The sequence below is a fragment of the Pirellulimonas nuda genome (genome assembly GCF_007750855.1).
GTDB classification, from domain to species: domain Bacteria; phylum Planctomycetota; class Planctomycetia; order Pirellulales; family Lacipirellulaceae; genus Pirellulimonas; species Pirellulimonas nuda.
In genome coordinates this window covers 5,528,434-5,552,824 of record NZ_CP036291.1, presented here as the reverse complement: position 1 = coordinate 5,552,824, position 24,391 = coordinate 5,528,434, and the positions used below count along the sequence as shown (strand labels likewise).

The window sequence follows — 24,391 nt, the reverse complement described above, 5'->3', positions numbered from 1 at the left end:
CGGGTGGCGCCTATGGGCGGCACTCGCCGCGGGCGCCTAGCGTTTGGCGGGCATCCCGACGATCGACAGCTCCTTGTCGTACTCCACCCGCAGCGTGTACTCCACCGCGGCGCTGTCGGCGCCGGTTGAGCCGGCCGGGGCTTCGAGGTCCCACCGCAGCAGGCCCAGCTTGCGCTCGGCGGCTTGGTCGGGGTAGTCGGCCAGCTTCTTGCCGGGGTCGACCAGGGTGATCTTGATGTCGTCTTCTGCGACGGTGGGGATGCGGTCGACCAGCCGCACTTCCGCGGCCTCGCCGGCAAAGTTTTCGACGGAGAGGCGGTAAACGAAGTCGACGATCCGGTTCCCCCCCTGGATGGTTTCTTCCTTGCTCACCAGCTCGCGGCCGGCGCGGAGCGAGGCGTCGATCCCCAGCCCCACGGTGAACGACTCTCCCGCGGCCACGGTCGGCACCGCGCCGCGGCCCACGAACTCGTCTCCCAAAAAGGTCGAGGCGGGGCCGGCAAGCAGCACCACGTCGCCCGTGTTGGTGAGCTTGGCTTCTTCATAGACGTAGCCGGTAAGCACTGGCGTCGCCAGGCGGTAGAAGTCCCCCTGGAGGGGCAGCCGGGCGATTTGGATCAGCTGCCGGTCGCTGCGGCTGGGGAGCGAAGTGCGTCCCGCTAGCTTGTAGCTGACGCTCACCCCTTCGGCGGGAGGCTGCGAGACGCTGCTGCTGCCCTGGGCTTTGCCAACAATGCCCCGGGCGTTGAAGTCGAGGATCTGCGACTCGTTGGCGAAGTAGTTGAGGCCGGCGTCGCCGTTGGCGCCGTACCCGAATCGGTCTAACGGACGGCCAGCGGCTTGCTGGCCAGGGCCTTGTCCGTTGCCGCCGGCGCCCCCAGCCATACCGCCGTACGACTGCGCGAGCTGTGGGACAGACCTGTCGAATGAGCCTTGTCGAAACGGCAAATCAAGGTCGGCAGCAAAGGCAGGCGCCTCAAACCCATCCGACGCCGCTGTCGACGGCTCCGCCGCCTGCTCCACCGCGGCGTTCAACTCGCCCAGCCGGTTGCGAACATCGGACAGCCTGTCGCGGCTCGCGTCGAGCTGCCGCTTGAGGCGGCTGTATTCCTCGGCGCCAACGGCGACCTTTGGGCCGCCGCTCGCGGGGCTGTCTCCCAGGCGGATCGCCAGCGGGTCGAGCTTGGGGGGCTCGGCAACCAGCGACGGCGTGGCGGTCGACAGGGTCATCGCGACGTCGGTCCAGTCCTCGCCGCTCATCTGCTGCACCTGGGCGTTGTACTCCACCGTCACCTGCTTGCGGTCGGCCCCCGCCCGCAGGTTGTAGGACGGGCTCCAGCCGGCGCCCGCCACCAAGTAACGCAGCCGCAGCGAGGCGCCCGCCTCCTGGGCGTCGACAAACACCACCGCCTCGCGGACCGTGGTCGCGGAGCCGCTGGTGATGTTCTGGCGTTTGCGGGTCGCCAGGTTGATCTCTTCGTTCAGCCCCCGTTGCGACTTGGCGAGCTCCAACTCTTCGGCCGCTACCTGCTCTCGCCGCGAGAAGATCAGCTCGGTCAGGCTGGTCAGCGTCTCGGCGTTCAGCACGCCGTGCTCCAGCTCGTTCTTGGCGGTCCCAGCCGTGAAGCCCTCGAGGCTGTTCAGGTACTTGGTGCGATCGGCCAGCAGCTTCTGCTCCCGCTCGACCGCCGAGAGCTCGTCCCGCAGCTCCTGGAGCTGCTCGTCCAGCTCGCGGACCTCCGCACGCACGTCCTGCTCCACTGGCCGGGTGCGGTAGCGGACCGAGCGGATCTCCAGGCCCTCGCCCGGCTCGGCGTACAGGCTTTCGGGCAGGATCAACGCCGGCAGGTTGGTCACCACCACCTCCTGCAGCCCTGTCTGGTCCCCCGGCAGCGTCACCGAGCGCGTGACCAGCGCCTGCCCCTGGTAGACGGTGACCTCGGTCACGTCTCCGTCGGTGAGGCGGTCGGCGTCGACTTTTTCGTCGTCCTGGGCGGTCGCACAATTCGGCGCGAACGCGTAGAGCAGCAGCAGGGTCAGCGTGAGGGTTCGCGTCATCCAAGTAGTCTCCGGAAGTGAATCGATGAGCCGAGTAGAGTGGTCGCCCCAGCGTCAGACGCTCCGGGGGTCATCGTAGTTCCCCCGCTGCCTAAGAATCCAGGAGAAGGAGCTGACCAGCCAGAGCCCTCGTGCTGGGCTACAGGCGGTGTCGTCGGCGAGGGCTTGCCGGTCGCGGTGAGTGGACCAGGGCAGCGAGGAGCTGCTCGATGACACCACGCTCTTGTGGGCGTCGTTTCGGCCACGTGCGCCCAGAACGCGCTGCGCGCGCGTAGGCGCCTTGGGCCGGCTTAGGGCTCTCCCCAGTCGCGCACGGGCCCAACTGCGCCCCAGCGGGCGCGTGGGGGCCTGTGGCGGGCGTCCTGCCATGCGGCTGCGGAATCACCACCACCTAGCGAAGGAACACAGTTGCAGCGGCGACTCTGCTCCCTAGTCACGTTCTGGGACGAGGCGCTGGTGCGACACGCTAGATGGGACACGCCTATCGCGGAGCTGTCCGGGCAGATCGACGAGGCCATCGAGCGTACGCCGCTGCGAAGACCGCAGCCGCTAGCCACGCGGTGGTTGGCTCTGGCGTTGCGATCGAGTCTAGCTGCACGTAATCCACGCCGGTCGGCATCCCGTAGTTACTCGCCCATACCGAGTAGTCCTCAATGTCCACGACGCCGTTGTCGTTCGCATCCGCAGCGAGGATCAACCCGCTTCCCAGTGTGTCACGCCACACGGTGTAGTCGGCCGCGTTCACGGCGCCATCGACGTTGAAGTCGCCGTCGAGCGACGGGGCGAAGCTCAGCCGGACGTTGTCGAAGTCGACCTCTAGATCTGCCGTGGGGGCCAGCGGATCGACCTGGTTGAGGTTCACCAAGCGGAGCCCCAGATCCAGCCCAAGGCGTGGGTCGCTCGGCGCCGCAGAGAATACCACGGTACTCGTGGCGAACTCCCCCTCGGGAATCGAGCCCGACAACAACGACATATCGCTCGCGATGGGCGCGCCCCCGGCAAGCAGGTCGATACGGTATCCGGGGAAACCGCTGAGGTCGAAGAACTCTCCGCTCAAGGCCTGTCCCGAGGCGATGTTGCCGACCTCGACGCGCAGGGTGTACGTCCGATACGGCTGCAGCGGCGTGCCGACGAGTGTCTGCTGGAGTCCGTACCCGCCCTGCCCGTCGCTGCCGGCGCGGTTGTAGGCGATCGCCACGCGGACCCCCTCGGGCGCGCCCGCTGGAAAGTTGATGAACTGGCCCGGCATCCCCGGCGCCGGCTGTGGCTCGAGCGTTCCGACATAGAACGGGTCACTGGCGCCGGCGCCGATCAGCCCCGCGGGGTCATCGTAGAGCTCCCAGCCAGGCAGGGCGCCAAAGCTGAACTCGTTGAAGTGGACTGCGGAGCCGGTCGTGTCCTCAAAGCCGGCGTTGACGATCGGAAGAGGCGCCCCGATGGCGTATCCGGCGGACGCAACGACCCAGGCGACTACACTCGAGACTCGGCGACATCTCGCGGCGGCGACCATAGTGTGCCTTCTGTCCATACGCCTAGCGTTGGCGTGGCGTAACACTGTGCGAAGATCAAGGTCCTAGGATCGTCGATGTCGGGCCGTGACGCCAGCTAGGCGGCCAGCGGAAGCCGAAAGGCCCCCCCCCTGGGTCGTAAGGCCATTGGCGGCGATCATCGCTTTCCCTCGGTCCTCTAGCCGACATCGTATTCGATCCCCCGCGGCTGGTCACAACGGCTCCAGAACCTTCCCACCCATGGCGCGGTGACGGGGCAGTCTGGCGCCCCCCAATGGCATTGCGACCAATTACCACCAGTGTCCCGTTCCAGGTACCACCGGTGACCCATACCCCCGAAACCAGAAGAGGGAGGCTTCTAAAGTTGCTGACGCAACGAAGCCTCCCTCACAGAAAAATCGACGCCCGCAGCTCCCTTCCCTTGCTGCCGATCTGCGAGTGCCATCGGCGGGCGGCGTAGCGATGGAGCTGGCCGTGCCGATGAGCATGACGATGGCTGCGAGGATGGCGGTACCGGGCGCGGTGGCTGCGTGGCGGCAGTCTCGCCGAATAGGGCGACGCTGACTCAACAGGGGAGGGCAACGATGAGATGTGCGCCCAGAACGCGCTGCGCGCGCATAGGCGCGTTGGGCCACCCTAGCGCCCTCCCAGCCCCACCAGGGCCCGGCTGCGCCACAGCGGGCGTGTCGGGGGCCCCTGGCGGGCGTTCTGGCGCCGGGGCCGAGAGCCGCGGAGCACTTCCAGTACGACGCCACTCGCCGCTGATTGATGCATCGCTTCGTGTGACTGCGATTCCGGGGATACCGGAGAAGCCTTCTGGATTTGGCGTCAGTCACGTCCGGAATGCAATAGTCTGCCGACGAGTGCTCTAGATTTTCAACGCGTCACGAGCCGCTGTTGGTCGGTCTCAGAAGCTATGAAACACTGGGGCGTCCCTCGAACCAGCCAGCCATGAAACACTGATGTCGCGTTTACTCTGCTCCATGACCCACTACTGGAACCAACCGCCTGTGCGATTTGCACGACTGGACGCCCGCATCGCGAAACTGTTCAAGCTGATCGACCAGGCCATTGAGGCGTTGGGAAGCAGCGAGCTGGTGGTAGAGTCGCGATGCACTGAGGAAGACGGGCGTGGGACACGGGCTAGAATTGAGCCGTCATCCAGGGTTGAAGTGGATACAGTGAGTGGCATCAGGCGTGCGACAGCGACCCGGTCTGCGCCAACACGGCGTTGTCCTTTATCGCCCGGTTGTCGTAGTTCGAAAGGCGGCTACGCGAAGCCAACCCGCGGCAGAATCTGCAAGGGGAGCGTTGCTTCGACGCGTCGCCGATCCCCTGCCAGTTCAAGACCTGGCTCGACCGTGAGAGCCAGGACCAGCGGGTATTGCCGAAGAGCTCAATCCGAGGGTCGTGCGCTAACCGGCTAATCGCCGGACCCGTCGCCTCGTTGACGCGGCGGGGCGGCGCGCGGTAGCTTGCTTGCGGCTGGCCGCCCCCGCCTTCGTGTTGATTGAACGCAAGTCGATTTAGGCGGGGCCGACGCCGTCGCGCTGCGGCGCCCAATACCGGCGTCCTGCGCTCAACGTGGGAGGGCCTCTCATGCACAGGTCGGTGCTACTTGGCGCAGCCTTTGGGCTGCTTCTTTCGGCGGCGGCCCGGTTGGCGGCCCAGCCCGTTCCGGTCATGGTCGGCCGAAACTTCGAGGGGACGTACTCCCTGCTAACCCAGCCGATACCGGCGGACACGATGGGCGCGGCGGGTGTGGACCACTTCGTCGAGTTAAACAACGACAAGTTCAAGATCTACAACAAGAGTGACGGGCTCGCCGTCCAGAACAAGGGGATCCGGCAGTTCTGGATCGACGCCGGGGTCACGCCGATCTCGACCCCGTTCGATCCGCGGGTCGTCTACGATCCGCACGCACGGCGGTGGTACGCCGTGGCGGTGGACGCCCGCTTGGCCGCAAACAACTTTCTGTTCGCCGTCTCCGACTCGTCCGACCCTACGCAGTCTTGGACGGGATTTTCAATCGACTCGGACACAGACGACAGCAACTGGGCCGACTTCCCAATGTTGGCCTACAACGCCGACGCCGTGTTCATCTCGTCGAACATGCCGCCCCTCTCGGCGCCGCAGACCCGCACCGCGCTCGCCGCGTTCCCCAAGGCCGACCTGCTGCTGCCCTCGCCGAGCATCGCGAACATGGCGTTGTTCCAGGACGTGGCGGGGGCCGTGACCGGCTTCACCCCGCAAGTGGCTATCGACGACAGCAACACGTTCGGCCGCGACCTGGAGCTGCTCTCCGTGTTCAACACCGCTGCGGGGACGTTGCAGCGCACGCTCATCCACGGGCCGCCGGGCGTGCCGCAGCTCGTCCCTGGAGGGCAGGTCGCGGTGGCGGGCGCCTCGCAGCCGCCGTCGGTCGTCCAACCCGGCGCGCCCGGCGTGCCAAACCTGGAAGCAAACGATTCGCGGTTCAGCGCGAACCTGGTGCTCAGAGGCAACGAGTTGTACGCCGTGCAGTCGATCGAGGACGCGGGTTTGGCCGCGGTGCGGTTCCTGCGGATCGACCTGGCGAACAACAGCGTGTTAGAGAGCCAAGTGATTGTCGATCCCGCCTCGCGGGCGTTGACGTTCCCGTCGATCGCAGTGAGCCCTACGGGCGAGGTGGTGATCGGCGTCACCGGCACAAGCACGTCGGAGTTCGCCGGCAGCTACGCCATCGTGGGGAAGACCGCAGCGGGCGTGACCACGTTTAACCCACCGATGCTGCTGCGGGCGGGCCTCGACAACTACGTCCGGCTCAGCGGGGCGGGGCAGAACCGCTGGGGCGACTACAGCGCCACGACCCTCGACCCGGCCGACCCCAACATTTTTTGGACGGCCCAGGAGTTTGCCAAGAACTCGACCCAGTGGGCGACTCAGGTCACCGAATTGATTGTCCCGCTCCCCGACGACGCCCGCTGGGCGGACGCTAACAGTGGAAACATCGACGACGCTACGATGTGGCAGACCCTGCATGGCGCGACCCCCCTCCCGTCGGAGGACCTCATCTTCAGCCGCGCCACGACCCCGGGCGCGTCGTACACGGTCAACTTCCCGCCCGCGCCCGCGGGGGCGTACGCGAACAAAGCCGTCAGCGTCCGTCAGGGGGGCACGGTATTCGACCTCGGTGGGAATGGTTGGGACGTGGCGCTGCACTTCGAGGTCGCGCCTCATGGAGGGACCCCACACGCAACTATCCGCAACGGGAACCTGACCTCTGTCGTTGGCGCAATCGCGCCCGGGGACACCACCCAGGGGAGCGTGCTGCTAGACAACGCGCAATGGGGAGTCCAAACCATGCAGATCGGGAGCCAGGGGAACCCGATTGCGGGGATGCTCCCGGGCGCCGCCGGCGGGGTTGGGTCGATCACCATCGACAACAACTCTCGGCTGAGCGTCGTCTCGACGCTCAACCTCTGGGCGCAGGGCACGGCAAATCTGATCGACGGGACGCTCATGGCCGACAGGATTCAGTCGGTCGCGCCGGGCGCCGGGTCGCCTTACGGGCTGCGGTTCCAGGGAGGCGTCCTGCACGTCAACCAGTTCGACGGCGAGCTCGTCAATCAAGGTGGGGTGCTCGCGCCCGGGGGCATTGCTCAGGTGGGGGACACCGACATCACGCTGAGCTACGATCAGCCCGGCGGCAAGCTCGCCATCGACGTCGCCGGCGCCGCCCCGGGGGCGTACGACCGGCTGACCGTCGGCGGATCCGCCACCCTAGGCGAGCTTGAAATCAACTTCCTCGGCGGCTACGCCCCCAGCCTGAGCGACACCATTGAGTTCGTGCAGGCGGGCTTCATCCCGGCGAGCGGCGTGGCCAGCCTGCTGACCCACAGCACGCTGCCGAGCCTGGGGCGACTGCTCGACTGGCATCTGGACTACTTGCCAACCGCGCTAACGCTGGTCGTGGTCCCTTCGTTGACGGGCGACTACAACGCGGACGGCGTCGTCGATTCAGCGGACTACACTGTTTGGCGCGACTCGTTCCTGCTGACCGGCGTCAACCTGGCCGCCGACGCCAACCACGATCGAACCGTCAACCAGATCGACTACCTGCTGTGGAGGATCAACTTCGGCATGGTGGCGCCGGCGGTCGGCGGCGCGACAGGGGTCCCTGAGCCGGCGGGGTGGCTGCTGGTGTTGGGGGTGGGGCTTGCGGCGGTGGCTGCCGCTCGCCGGTGGCCGAATATCGTGGGCTAACGCACGCAACGGTGTCGTTGGGGGCGCCCCGACGCGTCATGGCGATCACGACGCCACGCAAAGGAAGAGGCGGGTTTGAGCCGGCGCTCTGGTCTGTGGTGGACCTCAAGGCTCTGGCCTTCCTCCTGCTCTGGGCGCCATAGGACCCCGCCCGTATCGTGAAGGACTTGTTGCCTGGTGCATCAACGCGAGCTAGGCCGGCCACCTGCGCCCACAGCGCGCTGCGCGCGCCTAGGCGCGTTGGGCCGCCCTGCCGCCCTTCCTGCCGCACAAGGGCCCGGGTGCGCCGCCTTGCACGCGTGGGGGCCTCAGGTCGGCCTCCAGATCTGCCGCCTTCGGCTGGCCAGAGGTTCGCGATGCGGCGACCGACTCTCGCTAGCGCCGGCATGCCACCACGCGGGACCGGCTCGAGCGCACCGCTGTTGCGGCCAGCGCCCAATTTGATTGGTTCATCCCGCGGCTCCTGACGCGGATCTCGCCCTTGGGCGTGGTGAATGTAGCGCCTTTCATCAGGGGCGGCCTCTCTTGGATTGGATTGGTTGGGGCTACTCGGCATCCACCGAAGCGACCAAGCCGTTCCCTTCGAGTATATTCGGTTCAGAACGTGCAACATGACTCCCCCCGCGGGGTGGGCAACCCCCACGTGGAGTGGCGCATTTCCGATGCCTCAAGCGCCATGTGGACGTGACAAACGAGGCGCCACGTCGCTAGAATCGAGGTCAGACGCGGTCTCCTCTTCTCCCGCGGTGCAATTGCGATGCCCATGCTTCGATCGGCTGCCGTTTTCGTGCTGCTGCCCGCAGCTCTCTTGCGGGGCGCAGACGACGCCAAGCATTGGGCGTTTGAGCCCCTTCGCGACCCTGCGCCGCCGATCACCTCGGGAGACGCTTGGTCGCGGACGGAAGTCGACCGCTTCCTCCGCGCCCGCCAGCTGGCGGCGGGGCTGACGCCCAACCCCGAGGCCGATCGCCGCACGCTGATCCGCCGCGCAACCTACGACCTGCACGGGCTGCCTCCTACGCCCAAAGAGGTCGAGGCGTTCGTCTCCGACCCGGCGACCGACGCCTACGACCGGCTCATCGATCGCTTGCTCGCTAGCCCGCGATACGGCGAGCGGTGGGGTCGGCACTGGCTCGACCTCGCCCGCTACGGCGACAGCATGGGCTACCGCTACGACGACGACACACCCGGCGCTTACCACTACCGCGACTTCGTGATCCGCGCCCTCAACGCCGACATGCCCTACGACCGGTTCGTCGGCTGGCAGATCGCCGGCGACGAGCTGGCGCCGGGCGACCCCGACGCGCTGGCAGCCACGGGCCTGGCCGCGGTTGGCCCCAAGGAACGCATCGAGGGGACCAAGACCAACCGCCTCATCACGCGCTACGACGAGCTAGACGACATTGTCTCGACCGTCGGCTCGGGGATGCTCGGCCTGACCGTCGGCTGCGCCCGCTGCCACGACCACAAGAACGACCCGGTCACGCAGGCGGAGTACTACGGCCTGGTTGGCGTCTTCCTGAGCGGCGCGCGGGGCGAAAGAGAGCTGACAGACCGCGACGCAGCAAAGCAGCTCGCCACTTGGCGGACACGCAGCGCGGAGCTGGACCACGCGCTGGCCGAGTGGGTGGAAATGAGTGGCCCCGAAGCGGCCCGGCTCGTCGCCGAGCAGCGGAGGTTAATCGAGCAGGAGTCGCTCGCGCTGCTGGAACAGATTCGGCCGAAGGGGCCGGCAGGCAAGAGTCTGACCGAGGCGCGTCTCCGCCAGATCATGATCAACCGCGGCGACAAGCTGCTCAGCAAGCAGGCCCAGCGGCGGTATTTGGAGATCGACGCTTTGCTGGGCGGAGGGCGGGCGCTGCTTGTGAGCCTGGCCGGCCCGCTCCGCGACGCGGCGCCCGTTGCAATGCGTGAGCGGCTCGACGGGCTGCTGGCCGAACACCGGGGGGTGATTGCCGCACAGCCCCCGGCCCCGCCGAAGGCGTTGGTGTACGTCGATCAGTCTGCCCAGCCGACCCCGAGCCCGCTGATGGCGCGCGGCAGCATCGAGAACCCCGAGGCGCCGGTCCCGACAAACGCCTTCCTGCACGCCCTTACCGGCACGCAGTTCGTATCGTTGCAGCGACCCGCCGAGGCGAAGACCACCCACCAGCGTGCCGCACTCGCGCACTGGATGACCGACGTCGATGCGGGCGGCGGCGCGTTGCTGGCCCGCGTGATGGCCAACCGGCTGTGGCACTACCATTTCGGCGAGGGACTGGTGCGCACCCCGAGCGACTTCGGCATCGCTGGCGATACGCCCGCTGCGCCCGAGCTGCTCGACTGGCTCGCCGGCGAGCTGGTCCGACGGCACTGGTCGCTCAAGGCGATGCACCGGCTCATCATGCAGAGCGCGGTCTACCGCCAGACCGGCCAACAATCGCCCGAGGCCGCCCGATCTGACCCCGAGAACCGCCTCTGGAGCCGCAAGCCCGCGGTGCGGCTGGAGTCCGAGGCGCTCCGCGACGCCATGCTGCTCATCGTGGGCAAGCTGAACGACGAGATGTACGGCCCCCCCGTCCGGCTGCCGATCCCCAAGGTAATGCAGCTCTCGATGGTCGCCAAACCCTACCCCAGCACGGCGACCGAGAGCCTGCAGCTCTACCGCCGCACGGTCTACGCGTTCGTGAAACGGACCGTCCCCAACCCGCTGACGCAAACCTTCGACGGCGCCGACCCCAGCGCGAGCTGCGGCTGCCGCATTCAGACCACCGTGGCGCCCCAGGCGCTGTTGCTGATGAACAACGAGTTCGTCCGCGACTGCGGCGCCCGACTCGCCGAGCGCGTGGTAAACGAAGTGGGCGCAGACCCGACAGCACAGCTCGACCGCGCCTACGAGCTAGCCCTCAACCGCCCACCGACCGTGGATGAGCGGGCCGAGTGCTTGGCGTTCCTCGAGCAACAGGCCGGTTTGCGGGAGGGAAAGCAGCAGGCGGCGCTGGCAGATATGTGTCAATTGCTGTTCGCGCTGAACGAGTTTCACTACATCGACTAGGAAGAAAACCCAACCAAAAAGGACGCCAAGAAGCACGAAGGAAAAGGAAGCACCAGTGCGTCCTCCGTGCGCCGTGGCGTCCTTGGTGGTTTGCCTACCTTTCTCTGACGATTTCAATCATGCCCAACCTCTGCAACTCTGGCCAATCTTCGTTCCTATCGCGGCGCGACATGCTGCGCGGCGCCGGCATGGGGCTGGGGGCGCTCGCGCTGGCCGACTTGATGGGGGGAGGGGCGTCTGCTTCGACCGTCGCTAACCCCGCTCGGGCCAAGCCGACCCGCACCGCTCCCAAGGCGAAGTCGATCATCTGGCTCTTCCAGGAAGGGGGGCCGAGCGCGTTCGACCTGTTCGACCCCAAGCCCATGCTCACTCGCCGCGCCGGCCAGCAACTGCCGGGGGTCGATCCCTTCTTCGGCAGCCCCGGGCCGCTGATGAAGTCGCCCTACAAGTTCGCGCAGTACGGAGAATCGGGGGCGTGGGTCTCCGACGTGATGCCGGAGATCACGGCTTGCGTCGATGACATTGCGTTTATTAAGAGCATGCACTGTGAGTCGAACAGCCACGCCCCGGCGATGTACCAGATGAACACCGGGTACGCCCGTCCCGGGTTCCCGAGCGCGGGCGCCTGGGTCACCTACGGGCTGGGCTCGGAGAACACAGACCTGCCCGGCTTTGTGGTACTACCCAAGCAAGTTGGCTCGAAGGGGGGCGCGCTGAACTGGGGCGCCGGGTTCCTCCCGAGCGCGTTTCAGGGGACTACCTTCCGGGGCGGGGACCAACCAATCCTTAACCTCCGCCGCCCCGCCGATCTTTCCGACGCTCAGCAACGCGCCCAACTCGATTTGGCGCTGCGGCTCAACCAGCAGCACCTGGAAGCCCACCCGGCGGAGCGCGACCTCGAGGCCCGCATCGCCAGCTTCGAGCTGGCGTACCGTATGCAGTTCGAGGCGGCCCGCGCCGTTGATCTGAGCGAGGAGACCACGGCCACCAAGCAGATGTACGGTATGGAAGAAGAACCGACCCGCGACTACGGCCAGAAGCTGCTGCTGGCCCGCCGGCTGGTGGAGCGTGGCGTGCGGTTCGTGCAGGCCTACCCTGCGGACCACTGGGACGCCCACGACAATCTCAAAAAGAACCACGACGAGCTGGCGCGGATGACGGACAAGCCGGTCGCGGCGCTGCTGAAGGACCTCAAGCAGCGAGGCCTACTCGAAACAACGCTGGTGGTTTGGGGGGGAGAGTTCGGCCGGCTGCCCGTTTCTCAAAAAGGGGTCGGTCGCGACCACAACCCGTACGGGTTCCTGGTCTGGATGGCCGGCGGCGGCGTCCTTGGGGGGACCAGCGTGGGGGAGACCGACGACTTCGGCTACCACGTCGCCCAGCACCCGGTCAGCGTCCCCGACCTGCACGCCACGGTCTTACACCTGATGGGGATCCAGCACGAACGCCTGACCTACCACCACAGCGGACGCAATTTCCGCCTGACCGACGTGTCAGGCGAGGTCATCACGCCGATCCTGGCGTAGTGGCCGCCGGGCGGGGCAAGAACGCATAGAGCAGCAACAGAAGCGTCAGCGTGATGGCTCGCGTCATCCGAGTTGTCGCGGGAAGTGGTTCGATGAGCCGAGGAAGTGGTCGCCTCTGCGACAGACGCTCCGAGGGCCCCGGTAGTTCCTTCGCTGCCTAAGAATCCAGGACAGGGAGTTGAGCAGTAGAGACATCATGCTGGGCTCCAGCCGATGCAGTCGGCGGGGGCCCTGACGGGCGGGGCCTGCCGGTCGCGGTGAGTGGACCTGGGCTGCGAAGAGCTGCTCGATGACACCAGGATCTTGTGGGCGCCGCTTCGGTCACCTGCGCCCACAGCGCGCTGCGCGCGCCCAGGCGCGTCGAGCCGCGGGGGCGCTCTCCAAGCCGCGCAAGGGCCCAGCCGCGCCCCAGTGGGCGCGTGGGGGCCTCAGATCGGCCTCCGGGTCTACCACCTTGCGCTCGCTATAGATTGGCAACGCGGCACCTGCTACTAGCAAGGGCACGCTCCTTGTGCGGCAAACGCCTGACTCAAGTCAACCCGCGGCCGAGCGGCCGTCACCCACTTGCGCCGACGCTCCACTTCGGCCAGCGCCCGCTTGGTCGGCTTGAAGACGCACTTCGGCGGCAACAGGAATAGCCCATGGCTACTGGTTCGTGATGCCAAGGCTCAGCAGCTTACGCTGGAGGCCGGCCGGCGTGTTCAGGGTATGGACAAACAGGCCGTCAGCACGCCTGTAGCTGATGATCCCGAAGTCGCCGAGCACCGCGACGAAAATGGTGTCTCTGGCCGGTGGCGCCGAATAGGTACGCAGTTCAACGTCACACCCGACTAGGTCACTGACGAGCAGGGCCGTAGGCCCGCCGCTGAGCTTGAACCTGCCCGGGCAGTTGGGGATCGCGTCCCACGCCCACATCGCCATCAGTTGATCGAACGTCACCATCCGCATCGCCACCAGCCATTTGGGCCGAACACTCCAGTCCAGCGGCGGGCCGCGCAGCCGACGGCCGGCAGAAACCATTGGTACACGGTCGTCGTGCCGCCATGATCATGAAACCTCGATCTCGACGCGGCAATGGTCACTGGGGCCCCACCGTTCAACCTCGTTCAGCGCACGCACGCGCACGTGCTACGCAAAGCCCCTCGAAGCGAACACAAAGTCGAGCTGCCGTGTGGCGGTGGCCGGGGTGTGGCGGGTCGTATAGTACGTAGGGACGTTCCTGCTCTCCCGGGGCAATTCTTTCGGCCAAGGTTCGGCGAGTCGGCCCGCCGGCGCCTGCGGACCCACGAAGGGCAGGCCCAGCGCCTCCATCCTCGCGAAGACGCTCGCGTACCGGTCTGCCCAGTACGCGTTCCCATGCTCGCCGTACCCGTTCAGGAGGTTGAGATCGCCCGCCGCGATTATCCGATGGCCCTCTTGCTGGCCCACTAATGCTGAAAGGTCGGAGATGACGCGATGGGCCGACGCGTCTGCGTAGATCTATCTGCTTTCGGTTGTGGCGTGCGGCCTCTCCCAAGGAGCGTACATCGAAGCGACCACAAAGGGCCTGCCGTTTGGGGGCGTCACGATCGCTGCGGACAAAGTGCCCGGTCGGCTTACCGCCAGTTCGCCGGGTGAGGCGTCTGCCACCGGCTTCGACTCCACCCACTGTACTTCTACTCGGCTGGAGAGTCTGACCGTCGCCGCCCGCCAGGTCCGGTTCACTCCAGCGCCAGCTGTCTGCCAGGGGGCTGGATCGATATCGAGCCGCCGCGCAACGTCAGCCGGAGGCGCCGCGGCCTCTTGGAGCAGGGCGACGTCGGCGTCGGTGTCCAGAAGGTACCGCCATGCTTCGGCCCGGCGAGCGATGTTCCAAGCGATTAGCTTCACCATGATCCGGGCCGTCTAGCTTGGTTCTAAGAAGGCTCCGCCTATGGCCAGTAGACGGCGGGAGTGCGGCCCAGCGCGGGGGGCAATCGGCGTGAGGTGGTTTTAGCGGTTAGCGGCTTCGGATTCACGCCATCTCTTGCGCGGCTGCCGTTCGCACCCCGGCGAGGACCGGCGGAACTGGAGGCGACGATCTTCGAGCTGAAGTCGCGGCTCGGCAAGCCGCCGTGGAACTCGCCGCTGCCGTTGGGGCGGGGCGGAGGTCCGGGACCGGGCCCGCCCGGCCCTCGCCAGCCGCTTGACGCTACGCGTCTGTGGGCTGGATTGGGCCCCTTGGGCCCTGGGGTCGCTGCCCCGGGCAGACCCGCGGTGCTCAGCGGCCCCCGGTGGGGCCCGGGAAACGCCATCGCCTTGCCACCCCAAAGAGACCCGGCGGTCACTGAGCCACATCCTCGGGCGGGACGAGTGGCCAGCACGGCCTTGAACGGCCCCGCCGCCCCTCCTCGGTGCGTCGGCGCAACTACAGAGGTCTCCAGCACCGCTGCGGCTTCTGGTCGGAAGCACCCCCCCAACCGGATGGTCCGACTCGGGGAACGTCGCGGGCGCCGGATCTGAGGGAGGTGATGTCCACCGCGGGGACTTAGCCTAGCCCCTCGGCCGCCGCGGCTGATGCAGCCGCCAGCACGAAGAATTGATCGACATTCATGGCGATCTTGACGCGCCCATCCGTATCGGGCCTGAAAGCGCCCCCTGACAAATGGCACGCTTGGCGATCCTACCGCTCGGTCCCTTGCAAAGCACGACAAAGTGCCGGGGAATCACCACGCGCTAGACACGGCGGGCGTGCCGGTTACCTGCATCGAGAAATACCACCTGCCAAGGCTTTCTCGTAGAGCGGCCCAAGTTCCGACCAGTTATGTGAACGGGGTCTGCTAAAAACTGCAGCGCGTGGCGCCAACTGGGGTGCGATCCACACGGACCCGAGCTGACCGAACGCATAGGAAGTAGAGCCGATGCCGAAGAGATTAGCCCGTGCGGGTCCAGCGATCGCCGCCCTGCTTGTCGTGAAACGTCGGTCGGAGGCCCGTGCAACTGTTGACACGGGCGTTTCGAGAACGGCTCAACGGGGAGGCGTGCCGCGAGTCAGACGCACGCGGCAACCGTCGGGCGCTGTCTACGACGCGTGCGATCGCCGGTGCGCTACGGCCGCTGCGCGAATTTGTCGCGGTCGCAAGTCAGCCGCCCTTGGTCGTCGACGCCCAGCTCCGCGACTTGCAGGCTCGAGCGTTTGAAGTCGAAGGAGGCGACATTGTCTGCCTCCCACTCGGCCACGCCCGGCTTGCGGCCCGGGTGGGTGAAGTAGACGACGAAGGCCCGGTCGCCGACGGTCATTACGCCGGGGTGCTTGCCGTCTCCGAAGTCGTCGCGACGCACCCCCGTGCCGCTGAGGATGGTGGTGTTTCGCTGGTAGTGGATGCCGTCGTCCGACACGTAAACGCCCAACCCCTGCCAGTCGTCGGTCAGCAGCCAGTACTTGTCTTTCCAGACCAGCATTACGGGCCCCTCGTGCGGCTTGTCGCCGGTGACGTCGTCGAGCCGCCGCCAGGTCCGCAGGTCTTCGCTAACGCACTTCGCGGTTTTCACGCCCACCGTGTCGTCGCGGAAGACGAGCAGCCATCGCTTGTCGGGGAGGCGAACCACCGCGGCGTCGATCATGTTGTCGGAGCCGGTGTCGACGTCGTCGGCCAACGTCCACGACAACCCGTCCGGGCTGGTGTAGTGCAACAAGTAGGGCCGGCCGCTCCAGTCCTCGCTGACATTCGCGATGTAGGTCACGAACATGTGATAGACCCCTTCGTGGAGAAACACATGCGGCGCCCAGAAGGTGTCGATGTCCGTCCCCCTGTCGAGGCCCCGCGCTGCGCCGACGTACTTCCAGTTCCGGCCTTGATCGGTCGACTTCGCGATGCCGATCTTGGTGCCGTAGCACCACGCCACCCCCGGGCAGATCAACCCCGCGCGGCGCTGGGTGTAGTAGATGAGCCAGCTGCCGTCCTCCGGGTTGAACACGATCGACGGGTCGGCAGCGCCGTCGAACATGGGGTCGCGGAACAGCGGCGCCGGGGCGTGCTCGATATCGAACGCCCCGGCCGGCGCCGTGGCGAAGCCCATCGAGGGGGGGGCTTCGGCCCTCGACTCGATGGTCGCGATGCCCGACAGGCAAACGACGGCCGTTAGATGCCCGACTAGCATTCGTGGGAGAATCATGCGCATGCTGTTGATCATTCTGATGGTGGCTCGGAGGGCGACTCAGGGTCTTGCCCGTTGGTGGTTGGCTCATCGCTTCCGGAGAGCCATGCCGTGCGGGTCTGGCCGCACGCGGAGCGGGCCGCGATGCAGCGGCAAGCCCGAGCCCCCGCTAGTTTGAGACGCCAGCCCCGTTGACCGCCGGCGCCCGGGGAGCCGCCCCCCCGGCGAAGCACCCCGCAAGCCGCGATCGGGCCTCGCCAAGCATTTCGGCGTAGGCCGCTTGCCCGGCGACGTTCTGGGCGAAGCCGGGGTCTCGCCGAACGTCGTACAGTTCCTCGTCGATCACCGGCCCTGGGACTCGGGCCGACCCATCGGCGCCCTGGCTCCAGCGGGTGTAGCGGTACCGCGTCGTTCGCAGCGACGACCCAATGGCGTCGACTGCCTTCTCAACGTAAACGGGCCGCGTGATCTGGCTCAACGCGTACGGCTTCACCGTCGCCTCGGGGTCGTCGAGCACCGGGCACAACGACCGCCCCGAGAGCCCAGCAGGAACGGGGAGCCCACAGACTTCCACGAGCGTCGGGTAGAGGTCGAGCAGTTCGCAGATTGCCGAAGTCTTAGACGCCGGCGCCGCCATGCCGGGCGCCGCGATAATCAGGGGCGTGCGCGTCCCCGATTCGAAGTTGGTAAGTTTCCCGTAGAGCCCCATGTCTCCAGCGTGATAGCCGTGGTCGGAGCAAAACGCGACAACCGTATCCTCCGCTATCCCGAGGCGGTCCAGCTCATCCAGCACCCGCCCCACCTGGGCGTCGACGTAGCTTATGGCGGCCAGGTAGGCGTGCCGCAGCTCGCGTTGCTTGCCCGCGGGGATCGGCCCCCGATCGGGGACATCGGTGTAGCTGCGGGCTTCCTGAGAATTGTGCAACGCGATGGCGGGCGCCGCGGACGGCGGGCCGTCGGAAGGAGGCGGGGGCAGGTTGTTTTGGTCGTACAAATCCCAGTACTTCTTGGGGGCATTGAAAGGCAGATGCGGCTTCCAGAAGCCCACGGCCATGAAGAACGGCTGGCCGACCTGCTTGAGCTCCCGGAGTTTCTGCGTCGCCAGGGAGGCGCTGCGGCCGTCGATGTAGGCGTCGTCCGGAACGTCGGCGCGCTGCACAGCTTCGGCCTTGGCCCAATCGCCGTGCAGCACGGAGCCGCGCCCGGGGACAAACCAGTCGTGGAAGTGGGCGCCCCAATGGTTCACCTGAGGCTCCGACCACGAAGCGGCGTCGCCGTGGAGGCGTTGGCCGTAGTTGTGGTACACCTTGCCGATGCCCACCGCGTGCCGCCCATGCGATTGAAAGCACTGCGGAAGCGTGACGACTCCGGGCGAGGTTTCGCGGAAGTGGGGGGAGTTGGTCCAGACCCCCAGCTCGTGGGGACGTAGTCCGGTCATCAGCGAAGCGCGCGACGGGTTGCAAAGGGCCGATTGGCAATAGGCGTTCAAGAACGTGCGTCCGCGTGCTGCGAGGCGGTCGAGATTGGGCGTTAATACACCGGCGGCGCCGTAGCACCCCAGCTCGCACGAGAGGTCGTCCGCAATGATAAACAGCACATTGCGGGGCGTCGCGCCCCCCGTCCGCGGTCGGAGGCGTGCGTCAGCCCCCTGTTCTTGCGGTGGCTGCCCCTGCGGGCGGTTGTCGACCGGCGGGTCTCGAAATCCTTCCAAGCGGTGGAACGTCAGGAAGTTGGCGTCGTGGTAGTTGTGCGCGCCCCCCAGCCCGTCGTCGGTGGCGGTCCGCACCACCGCGATCAGGTCGTCGCCGTCGAACTGCCAGTCCGGATACTGGTAGCCGTGCTCGAGGTCGGGGTCGCGCACGACCACGCGCTCGATCTTCCAGTCCAGCAGGTCGACCGAACTGGTGAGCGCCAGTGTGTTGCGGATGCCGCCCGGCTCGCGTTTGCCTTCGTCCTCCGGCGCCACCCAATTCACTAGAGACCAGTAGCGGCCCGAAACGGGGTCGTGGCGGATGGTGAACTTCTTGGCGCCGCCGGGGAACTCGATGAACCCCTCCTGGGGGTCGAACGAGATCGTCTTGCCGTCGTCGGATACACGCATGAGCGCCCCGACTCCTCCGACCCCTGTCGCGGCCACGCGGAGGATGTTGACGATCTGACCGTTGGGGGCCACCACCGCGTTCCCTTCTAGCCAGCCCCGCATCTTGCCGTCGATCCAGCCCTTGTCGATCGGCAAGTAGTTGGAGAAGGTCCAGCTCTGGCGGCTGAGCAGATCGGCGTCGATCGGGGCCGACATCATGAAGGGTCGGTACCGCTCGCCCCAGGTGTTGCTGCCGCCGGCGTCTTCCATCCCGCGCCAGATGCGCCCCTCGTGCACCACCACCGGTTGAGGCGCGCAGTGGTACTGCCCCTCGGCCAGCAGGCCGGTGGCGGCGTCGGTCGGCTCGGTCCAGGTGACGCCGCCGTCGTCGGAGCGGCGGATGATGAGGTTGCCGTGGTGCTTCCACGCCCCTCCCAGGTAGAGCGCCTTTTGGTTGTAGAACAGCGTCGACCAGAACTGGCCGTCCACCTTGCCGATGGGCGCCCAGGTTTCGCCGCGATCGGTCGAGCGGAATATACGCGTGACCGCCCGGCTGTGCTCGGACGACTTCGGACCGAATTCATCGTGCGAGGCGATGTACTCGCCGCTGGGGAGCACCACGAGGCTGGGCGAGCCGATGTAGACCCCTGCGCTGGCCGGGACGTGGTCGATCACCACCCCGGGCGCCTTGGAGAAGTCGGCTCGCGCGGGCTCCTTGGCGTTCGCCGATGCGCAGGCAGAAAGCAAGAGCACGACGCCCAAGCAACGTGCGGTCGGGCGATGGGGGCTCAGTAGGCTGGTGTAGCGTGTCTCGATCAAGGCAGGCTCCTGTTCTAGCTCATGGGGAATCCAAGCGGCGCGGAGTCTCAGTTGTGGGGACGCAGGTTTACTTGGCGGCGTCCTGCGACATCGCGTGCGGACGCCTGTCGCCCGCGGCCAACAGCCCCGAGCCGCGCAGCACCCGCTCGATCGCCTCCCGCTGGGGCGCAGTGCAGGGTTCGAACGGCTCGGCCATCAAGCCGGAACAAAGCCCCATCAGCTCGGCGGAGCACTTCAAGCCGCGGATGGCGCTGGCCGCGTAGCCGCCGTAGGCGAAGACTCGGCTCAGCTCTGCGTGGCGACTTTGCAGCTTATCGACCGTTGGCCCATCGCCCGCGACGGCGGCCTGGTAGAGATCGACCAGCAGCCGTGGCCAGACGTTGCCCCCCCCGCCGACGCAGCCGTCGGCGCCCAGACCGACCGCTTGGACCAGCAGGTCCTCGGGCCCCACCAGCACCGACCACCCCGCACGCTTGCGGGCGAGCGCGCACACGGCGGCCAGGTACTCCAGGTCGCCCGAGCTGTCCTTGAGCCCCACGACCGAGTCGATCTCCATCAGCCGCTCGACCGTGGCGACGTCGAACCAGGTCTTCGTCAGGCGCGGCATGTTGTAGAGGAAGACCGGCAGCGTGCTTGCATCGGCGAGTGTGCGGATGTACGACACCAGCTCGTGCTGCTCCAGCGGGACGTAGAACGGCGAGGTGGCCACGACCGCGTTGGCGCCGGCGTCTGCCGCGTAGTCGGCCATCGCGAGCGTCTCCGCGACCGAGTTATCGGTCACTCCTACGAGCACCGGCGCCCTTCCCGCGACAAAGCCGGCCGCCAGCCGGACCAGCTCCCGCCGCGAGTCGGGGGTAAGCGACACGGCCTCGCCGGTCGTGCCGAGCAGGAACAGCCCGTCCACGCCGCCGGCAAGCGTGTGTTCGATGAGCCGCTCGAGGCCGGCGACGTCGATCGTGTCACGACCGGCCAGCGGAGTCAGCAGCGGCGGGACGATCCCGCAGAGGGGCGCGGGGAGCGTGGGGCAGAGGGGCTTCATCGCGGCGATGGCTCGGGTTGGTGGAGGGGGCCCGGCGTGCCGGGCCAGATCAGGGCGGACACAGCGCCCACGATCAGTATCGAAGTCGTTCCGAAGACAATGGTCAAGAAACCGTGGAGCGGCGACTTTATGTCCGCGAGTTCGGCAGGCCATAGCTTCATCGGCGAGAACGTCATCCACAGGATGACCAACACCCCAACCACCACGGCGGCGGCGGCGTGCGGACCGCGGACCCTGGGGGACATCCGCCCCAGCAGGAACAGCCCCAACAGACCCCCGCCGGCGACGCCGGCCAGTTGCCACCAGACGTCGAGCACCTGCTCTGCGTTCATCATCCACAGCCCCGCCCCCGTGCCGCCGACGCCGCATACCAGCGTGGTGGCGTACAGCACACGCATCGACTCGCGTTCGCCGGCGTCTGGGCGGAGGTAACGCTTGTAGATGTCGCACAGGAACAGCGTGGCGGCGCTGTTCAAGCTAGAGTCGACGCTGCTCATCGCGGCGGCCAGCACCGCGGCGATCAGCAGCCCAGAAAGCCCGGCGGGGAGGCCCGACGCGATGAAGTGGGGGAACACGGCGTCCGCGGCGATCGTGCCGCCCGAGGCGTCCGTCAGCAGCCCCGGCTGCACTTGGTAGAACGCGTACAGCGACGTGCCGACCAAGAACAGCAGCGCTGAGACCACCAGGTAGAGCAGCGCGCCCATCCACACGCTCTGGTTTGCCGCGGCGTCGCTCTTGGCGGTGACGTAGCGCTGAACGTAGGTCTGATCGACGGCGAAGTTCTGGAGGTTGATGAACAAGCCATACAGCAGCACGACCCAGAAGGTCGACTCGGTCAGCGACGCGCCAAAACTCCCCAGGCTGAACTTGTGGTCCCGCACGGCAATCTCGAACACTTGGGTCGGCCCTCCGGGCATCTGCCACATGACTACCCCCACGGCCGCCCCCATGCCGAGCGTCAGCACCACGCTCTGTAGGGCGTCGGTCCAGATCACTGCCTCGATGCCCCCCATCAGCGTATAGAGGGTCACAAGCACGCCCGTCACCACGATGATCATCGGGATGCTCCACCCCAACATGGGTGCGAGCGCCAGCGCGACCAGGTAGAGGATGGTGGCCACGCGAGCAAGCTGCATCAGCAAGAAGCAGATCACCGCGTAGGTCCGCGCCCAGGCCCCGAAGCGATGCTCCAGGTGGGTATACGCCGAGACCTCGCCGCTGCTGCGGAAGAACGGCACGAAGTACCGGGTCGCGATCCACGCCGCCAGCGGCAACGACAGGCTGAACACGAAGGGGTTCCAGTTGCTGGCGTAGCTCTTGCCGGGGTTGGCAAGGAAGCTGATGCTGCTGACGTAGGTGCCGAAGATCGACAGCCCGACCGCCCAACCGGGGAGCGACCTGCCCGCCGCCATGAACTCGTCAGTGCTGCCGCTCTTGCGCATCATGGCGCAGCCCAACCCCACCACGCCGGCCACGTAGGCGACGAGCACGCACAGGTCGAGGACCGGTAGGCCTTCAGGCATGGCGACCCGTCCGGAGGCTCCATCGGCGGCGCAGGCCCAGGCCCACCCCCGCCGCCACGATCAGGCACAGGCCGGTAGGCTCGGGAACCGCGGCGGCCTCAGCGGGCGATCCCGAAGCCAGCGACTGGCCGAAGTGTTCTTTCCAGAGGTGGTAGTCGGAGGTGCCGACGCTGCCGTCGCCATCGCCGTCGGCCGTCAGCGACGCCCCGACGCTCTCGAGCTGATCGCGCCACACGGTGTAATCGGCGGCGTCCACCAGGCCGTCCTGGTTGTAGTCTCCCGGCAAGGCCGATAGGACCCGCAGCACAACGGAGTCCGTCGAGTATTGCAGCGACCAAGAAAACCCGCCCTCAAGCGCCGGCAACAGCACCGACTGGAACTCGCCGGTCACGCCCGCGGCGGAAATCAGTTCGAACGAGGCGCCTTGTTGCGGTAGGTACCCACCGCTGGTGACTACCTTGAGGGCGCCCGCGAGGTTGGCCTCGCCCAGCACCTTGAGGGAGTCGACCGAGGCAGGGCTCAAGACGATCTCCAGTTCACCGGTCGCGTGCTGTTGGTAGGCGCCCCCCACGGTGAGTTGCCCGCTCGGCGCCCCCGGGGCGACGACGCCGGCCGAGGCCAGGTCGCCCCGCACCAGCCCGGCACCCGACAACCGACTGCCGGCCGCAACCGTCGCGGCGCCGAACCCGGTGCTGCCGCTGACCACCAGCTCGCCCTGCGCAACCGCGGTGGTGCCGGCGTAGTAGTTGGCGGACGTGATGTTCCACGAGCCGGCGCCCGCCTTGGTCAGGGCGCCCTGCCCGTGGAGCTCCTTCCCCCACACGCCGATCCCGGCCCCGTCGAGTGTGAGCGTGCCGGCTGCGTTGGTGACCACTTCCATGCCGGCGTTCTGCGGGTCGTCGGCGATGTTGACGACCGCGTTGGCGGCTGTCTCAAAGGTGGCGCCGCCCGCGTCGATGGTGAACCCCCGCGTCATCGTCGACGAGCCGGTCAGCCTGACGCGGCCGGCGTTGAGAACGAAGCGGGCCGGGTCGTTTGGCAGGAACCCCAGCGCGCTGGCGTAGTTCAGGTTGGCGATGGTGAGCGTGGCGACGGTTCCGCCGCCGCCCACCGCGAGCCGGGTGTCAGCGGGTGGGGGGCTGTCGCGGTAGAGCCCCCCGTTCACTTCGGCGTTGGCGCCGCTGTTCAGGGTGATCGACGCGTTGTTGTAGACCCGGCCGTTCATGCGGATCAGGCCCGGGCCGTTGAGGCTCATGGCGCCGTAGCCCACCACGTCGCCATTGATGGTCAGCGTAGCCGCCGGCGCGCTGTTGCGGATGGCAAGCTGGCTCCAGAGGTCGATTCGAGAATTGATGACGTGATCGGTCGCCCCCGGGCCGTTTGTGAGAAAGATCTGCGACAACGCGTTCTGGTCCGCCCCGGCGAACTTCAGCGATTCGTCGCCCGTGCCGATGGTGTAGCGGGTTGAGCCCTCCAGCAGCAGGGAGCCCACGGTGCGTAGGTTGGCCCAATCGACCCTGACGGTCGCCGCATTGACCTGGCCGAATCTGGCGATCTGCGTTCCTAATGACGGGGCGGCGCCGCTCCAGTTGCCGTTGTCGCCCCAGTTTCCGTTGGACGCGCGGGTCCATTCGTGCAGCGTGTTGGGGTCGGTTTTCTGCCAGACGCGGACCCAGTCGATCTTGGTTTCGTCCGTGTGGCCAACGGGCCACTGGCTGGTGGAGGGCGTGCCGGGCCAGCCGCCTACCGCGTAGTTGAGGATGAGATACATGTGCTGCATCTCGGCGATCTCCGCGTCGTTGTCGAAGGTGTGCACCAACTGGCCGTCGAAGAAGTACTTCACAAAGTCGTTCTTCTTCCACTCCATGCCGAAAGTGTGGTAGGCGGTGGTGAGGTCGCCCACGCCTGAGGGGTCCTTAAAGCCTCCGGAAGAGGCGTTGCTGCCGTTGGGGGCCTTGTAGTGCCAGGAGACGTGGTAGTCGGTCTTGGTGTCGCCGCTGGTGAAGATCGGGAACTCCATGATGTCCGACTCGGGTGGCCAGCCGGTGTACAGCCCCCAGAACGCGGGCCACGAACCGGGGGTGCTCGGCAGCAGGATCCGCGCTTCCGCGTACCCCTCAGTGAACGTGAATTTGGAGTAGCCGGTTGAGATCGTCCCCGAAGTGAACGGTTCTCCTCCCTGGGCCAGGCGCTCCGCCAGCAGCGTCAATGTGCCGTCGCCGAGCACGACGTTCTCGGGGGCGGCGTACGCGTCGTGGTTGTGGGTGCGTCCCCACGGGTACCTGTCGAGCCACTTCATCGAGTCGAGCGTGGTCGTTGCGTTGAACTCGTCCGCGAACAACAACTGGTAGCCGGCCGGCGGCGCGGCCAACGCGTGGCCGGACGTAGCGGAAAGCCCGCCAAGCAGGATCAGAAGGGTTGCGGCGTTGCGGCTGTGCATGCG

The 24,391-nt window shown here is 67.1% G+C and carries 11 protein-coding genes; 3 read left to right on the top strand and 8 right to left on the bottom strand.

Annotated elements, in window-relative coordinates:
• Nucleotides 1-36 precede the first annotated feature (36 nt).
• Nucleotides 37-2,058 carry a mucoidy inhibitor MuiA family protein gene (locus Pla175_RS21540; RefSeq protein WP_145290471.1) on the bottom strand — a complete coding sequence of 674 codons (2,022 nt, stop codon included), beginning with the start codon at nucleotides 2,056-2,058 and terminating at the stop codon, nucleotides 37-39.
• 481 nt (nucleotides 2,059-2,539) lie between these two features.
• Nucleotides 2,540-3,568, bottom strand: coding sequence for a hypothetical protein (locus Pla175_RS21535; RefSeq protein ID WP_145290467.1), 1,029 nt, complete (start codon nucleotides 3,566-3,568; stop codon nucleotides 2,540-2,542).
• A gap of 1,597 nt (nucleotides 3,569-5,165) precedes the next feature.
• Here Pla175_RS21535 and Pla175_RS21530 point away from each other — a divergent pair.
• From Pla175_RS21530 to Pla175_RS21520, 3 genes are all read left to right on the top strand, one after another.
• Nucleotides 5,166-7,811: a hypothetical protein gene (locus tag Pla175_RS21530; RefSeq protein WP_145290463.1), complete on the top strand. Its 2,646-nt coding sequence runs from the start codon at nucleotides 5,166-5,168 to the stop codon at nucleotides 7,809-7,811.
• Between the two features lie 757 nt (nucleotides 7,812-8,568).
• Nucleotides 8,569-10,845 (top strand): DUF1549 and DUF1553 domain-containing protein, encoded by a 2,277-nt coding sequence (locus Pla175_RS21525; protein WP_145290460.1) that lies wholly within the window; start codon nucleotides 8,569-8,571, stop codon nucleotides 10,843-10,845.
• A 119-nt stretch (nucleotides 10,846-10,964) separates the two neighbouring features.
• A complete protein-coding gene (locus tag Pla175_RS21520) occupies nucleotides 10,965-12,371 on the top strand; it encodes a DUF1501 domain-containing protein (protein WP_145290457.1) in 1,407 nt (468 codons plus the stop codon).
• Between the two features lie 645 nt (nucleotides 12,372-13,016).
• Here the strand turns inward: Pla175_RS21520 and Pla175_RS21515 are convergent.
• From Pla175_RS21515 to Pla175_RS21490, 6 genes are all read right to left on the bottom strand, one after another.
• A complete protein-coding gene (locus Pla175_RS21515; protein WP_145290454.1) occupies nucleotides 13,017-13,391 on the bottom strand; it encodes a hypothetical protein in 375 nt (124 codons plus the stop codon).
• 2,046 nt (nucleotides 13,392-15,437) lie between these two features.
• Nucleotides 15,438-16,505 (bottom strand): glycoside hydrolase family protein, encoded by a 1,068-nt coding sequence (locus Pla175_RS21510; RefSeq protein WP_197527052.1) that lies wholly within the window; start codon nucleotides 16,503-16,505, stop codon nucleotides 15,438-15,440.
• 151 nt (nucleotides 16,506-16,656) lie between these two features.
• On the bottom strand, nucleotides 16,657-19,386 hold the full coding sequence (locus Pla175_RS26255) for a sulfatase-like hydrolase/transferase (protein ID WP_197527051.1): 2,730 nt from the start codon (nucleotides 19,384-19,386) through the stop codon (nucleotides 16,657-16,659).
• 67 nt (nucleotides 19,387-19,453) lie between these two features.
• A complete protein-coding gene (locus tag Pla175_RS21500) occupies nucleotides 19,454-20,425 on the bottom strand; it encodes a dihydrodipicolinate synthase family protein (protein WP_145290446.1) in 972 nt (323 codons plus the stop codon).
• On the bottom strand, nucleotides 20,422-21,948 hold the full coding sequence (locus tag Pla175_RS21495; RefSeq protein WP_145290442.1) for a sodium:solute symporter: 1,527 nt from the start codon (nucleotides 21,946-21,948) through the stop codon (nucleotides 20,422-20,424). The genes Pla175_RS21500 and Pla175_RS21495 overlap by 4 nt, the downstream gene beginning before the upstream one ends.
• Nucleotides 21,941-24,388, bottom strand: a complete 2,448-nt coding sequence (locus tag Pla175_RS21490) for a family 16 glycosylhydrolase (protein WP_197527050.1) — start codon at nucleotides 24,386-24,388, stop codon at nucleotides 21,941-21,943. Before Pla175_RS21490 ends, Pla175_RS21495 begins: the two co-directional genes overlap by 8 nt.
• Nucleotides 24,389-24,391 lie beyond the last annotated feature (3 nt).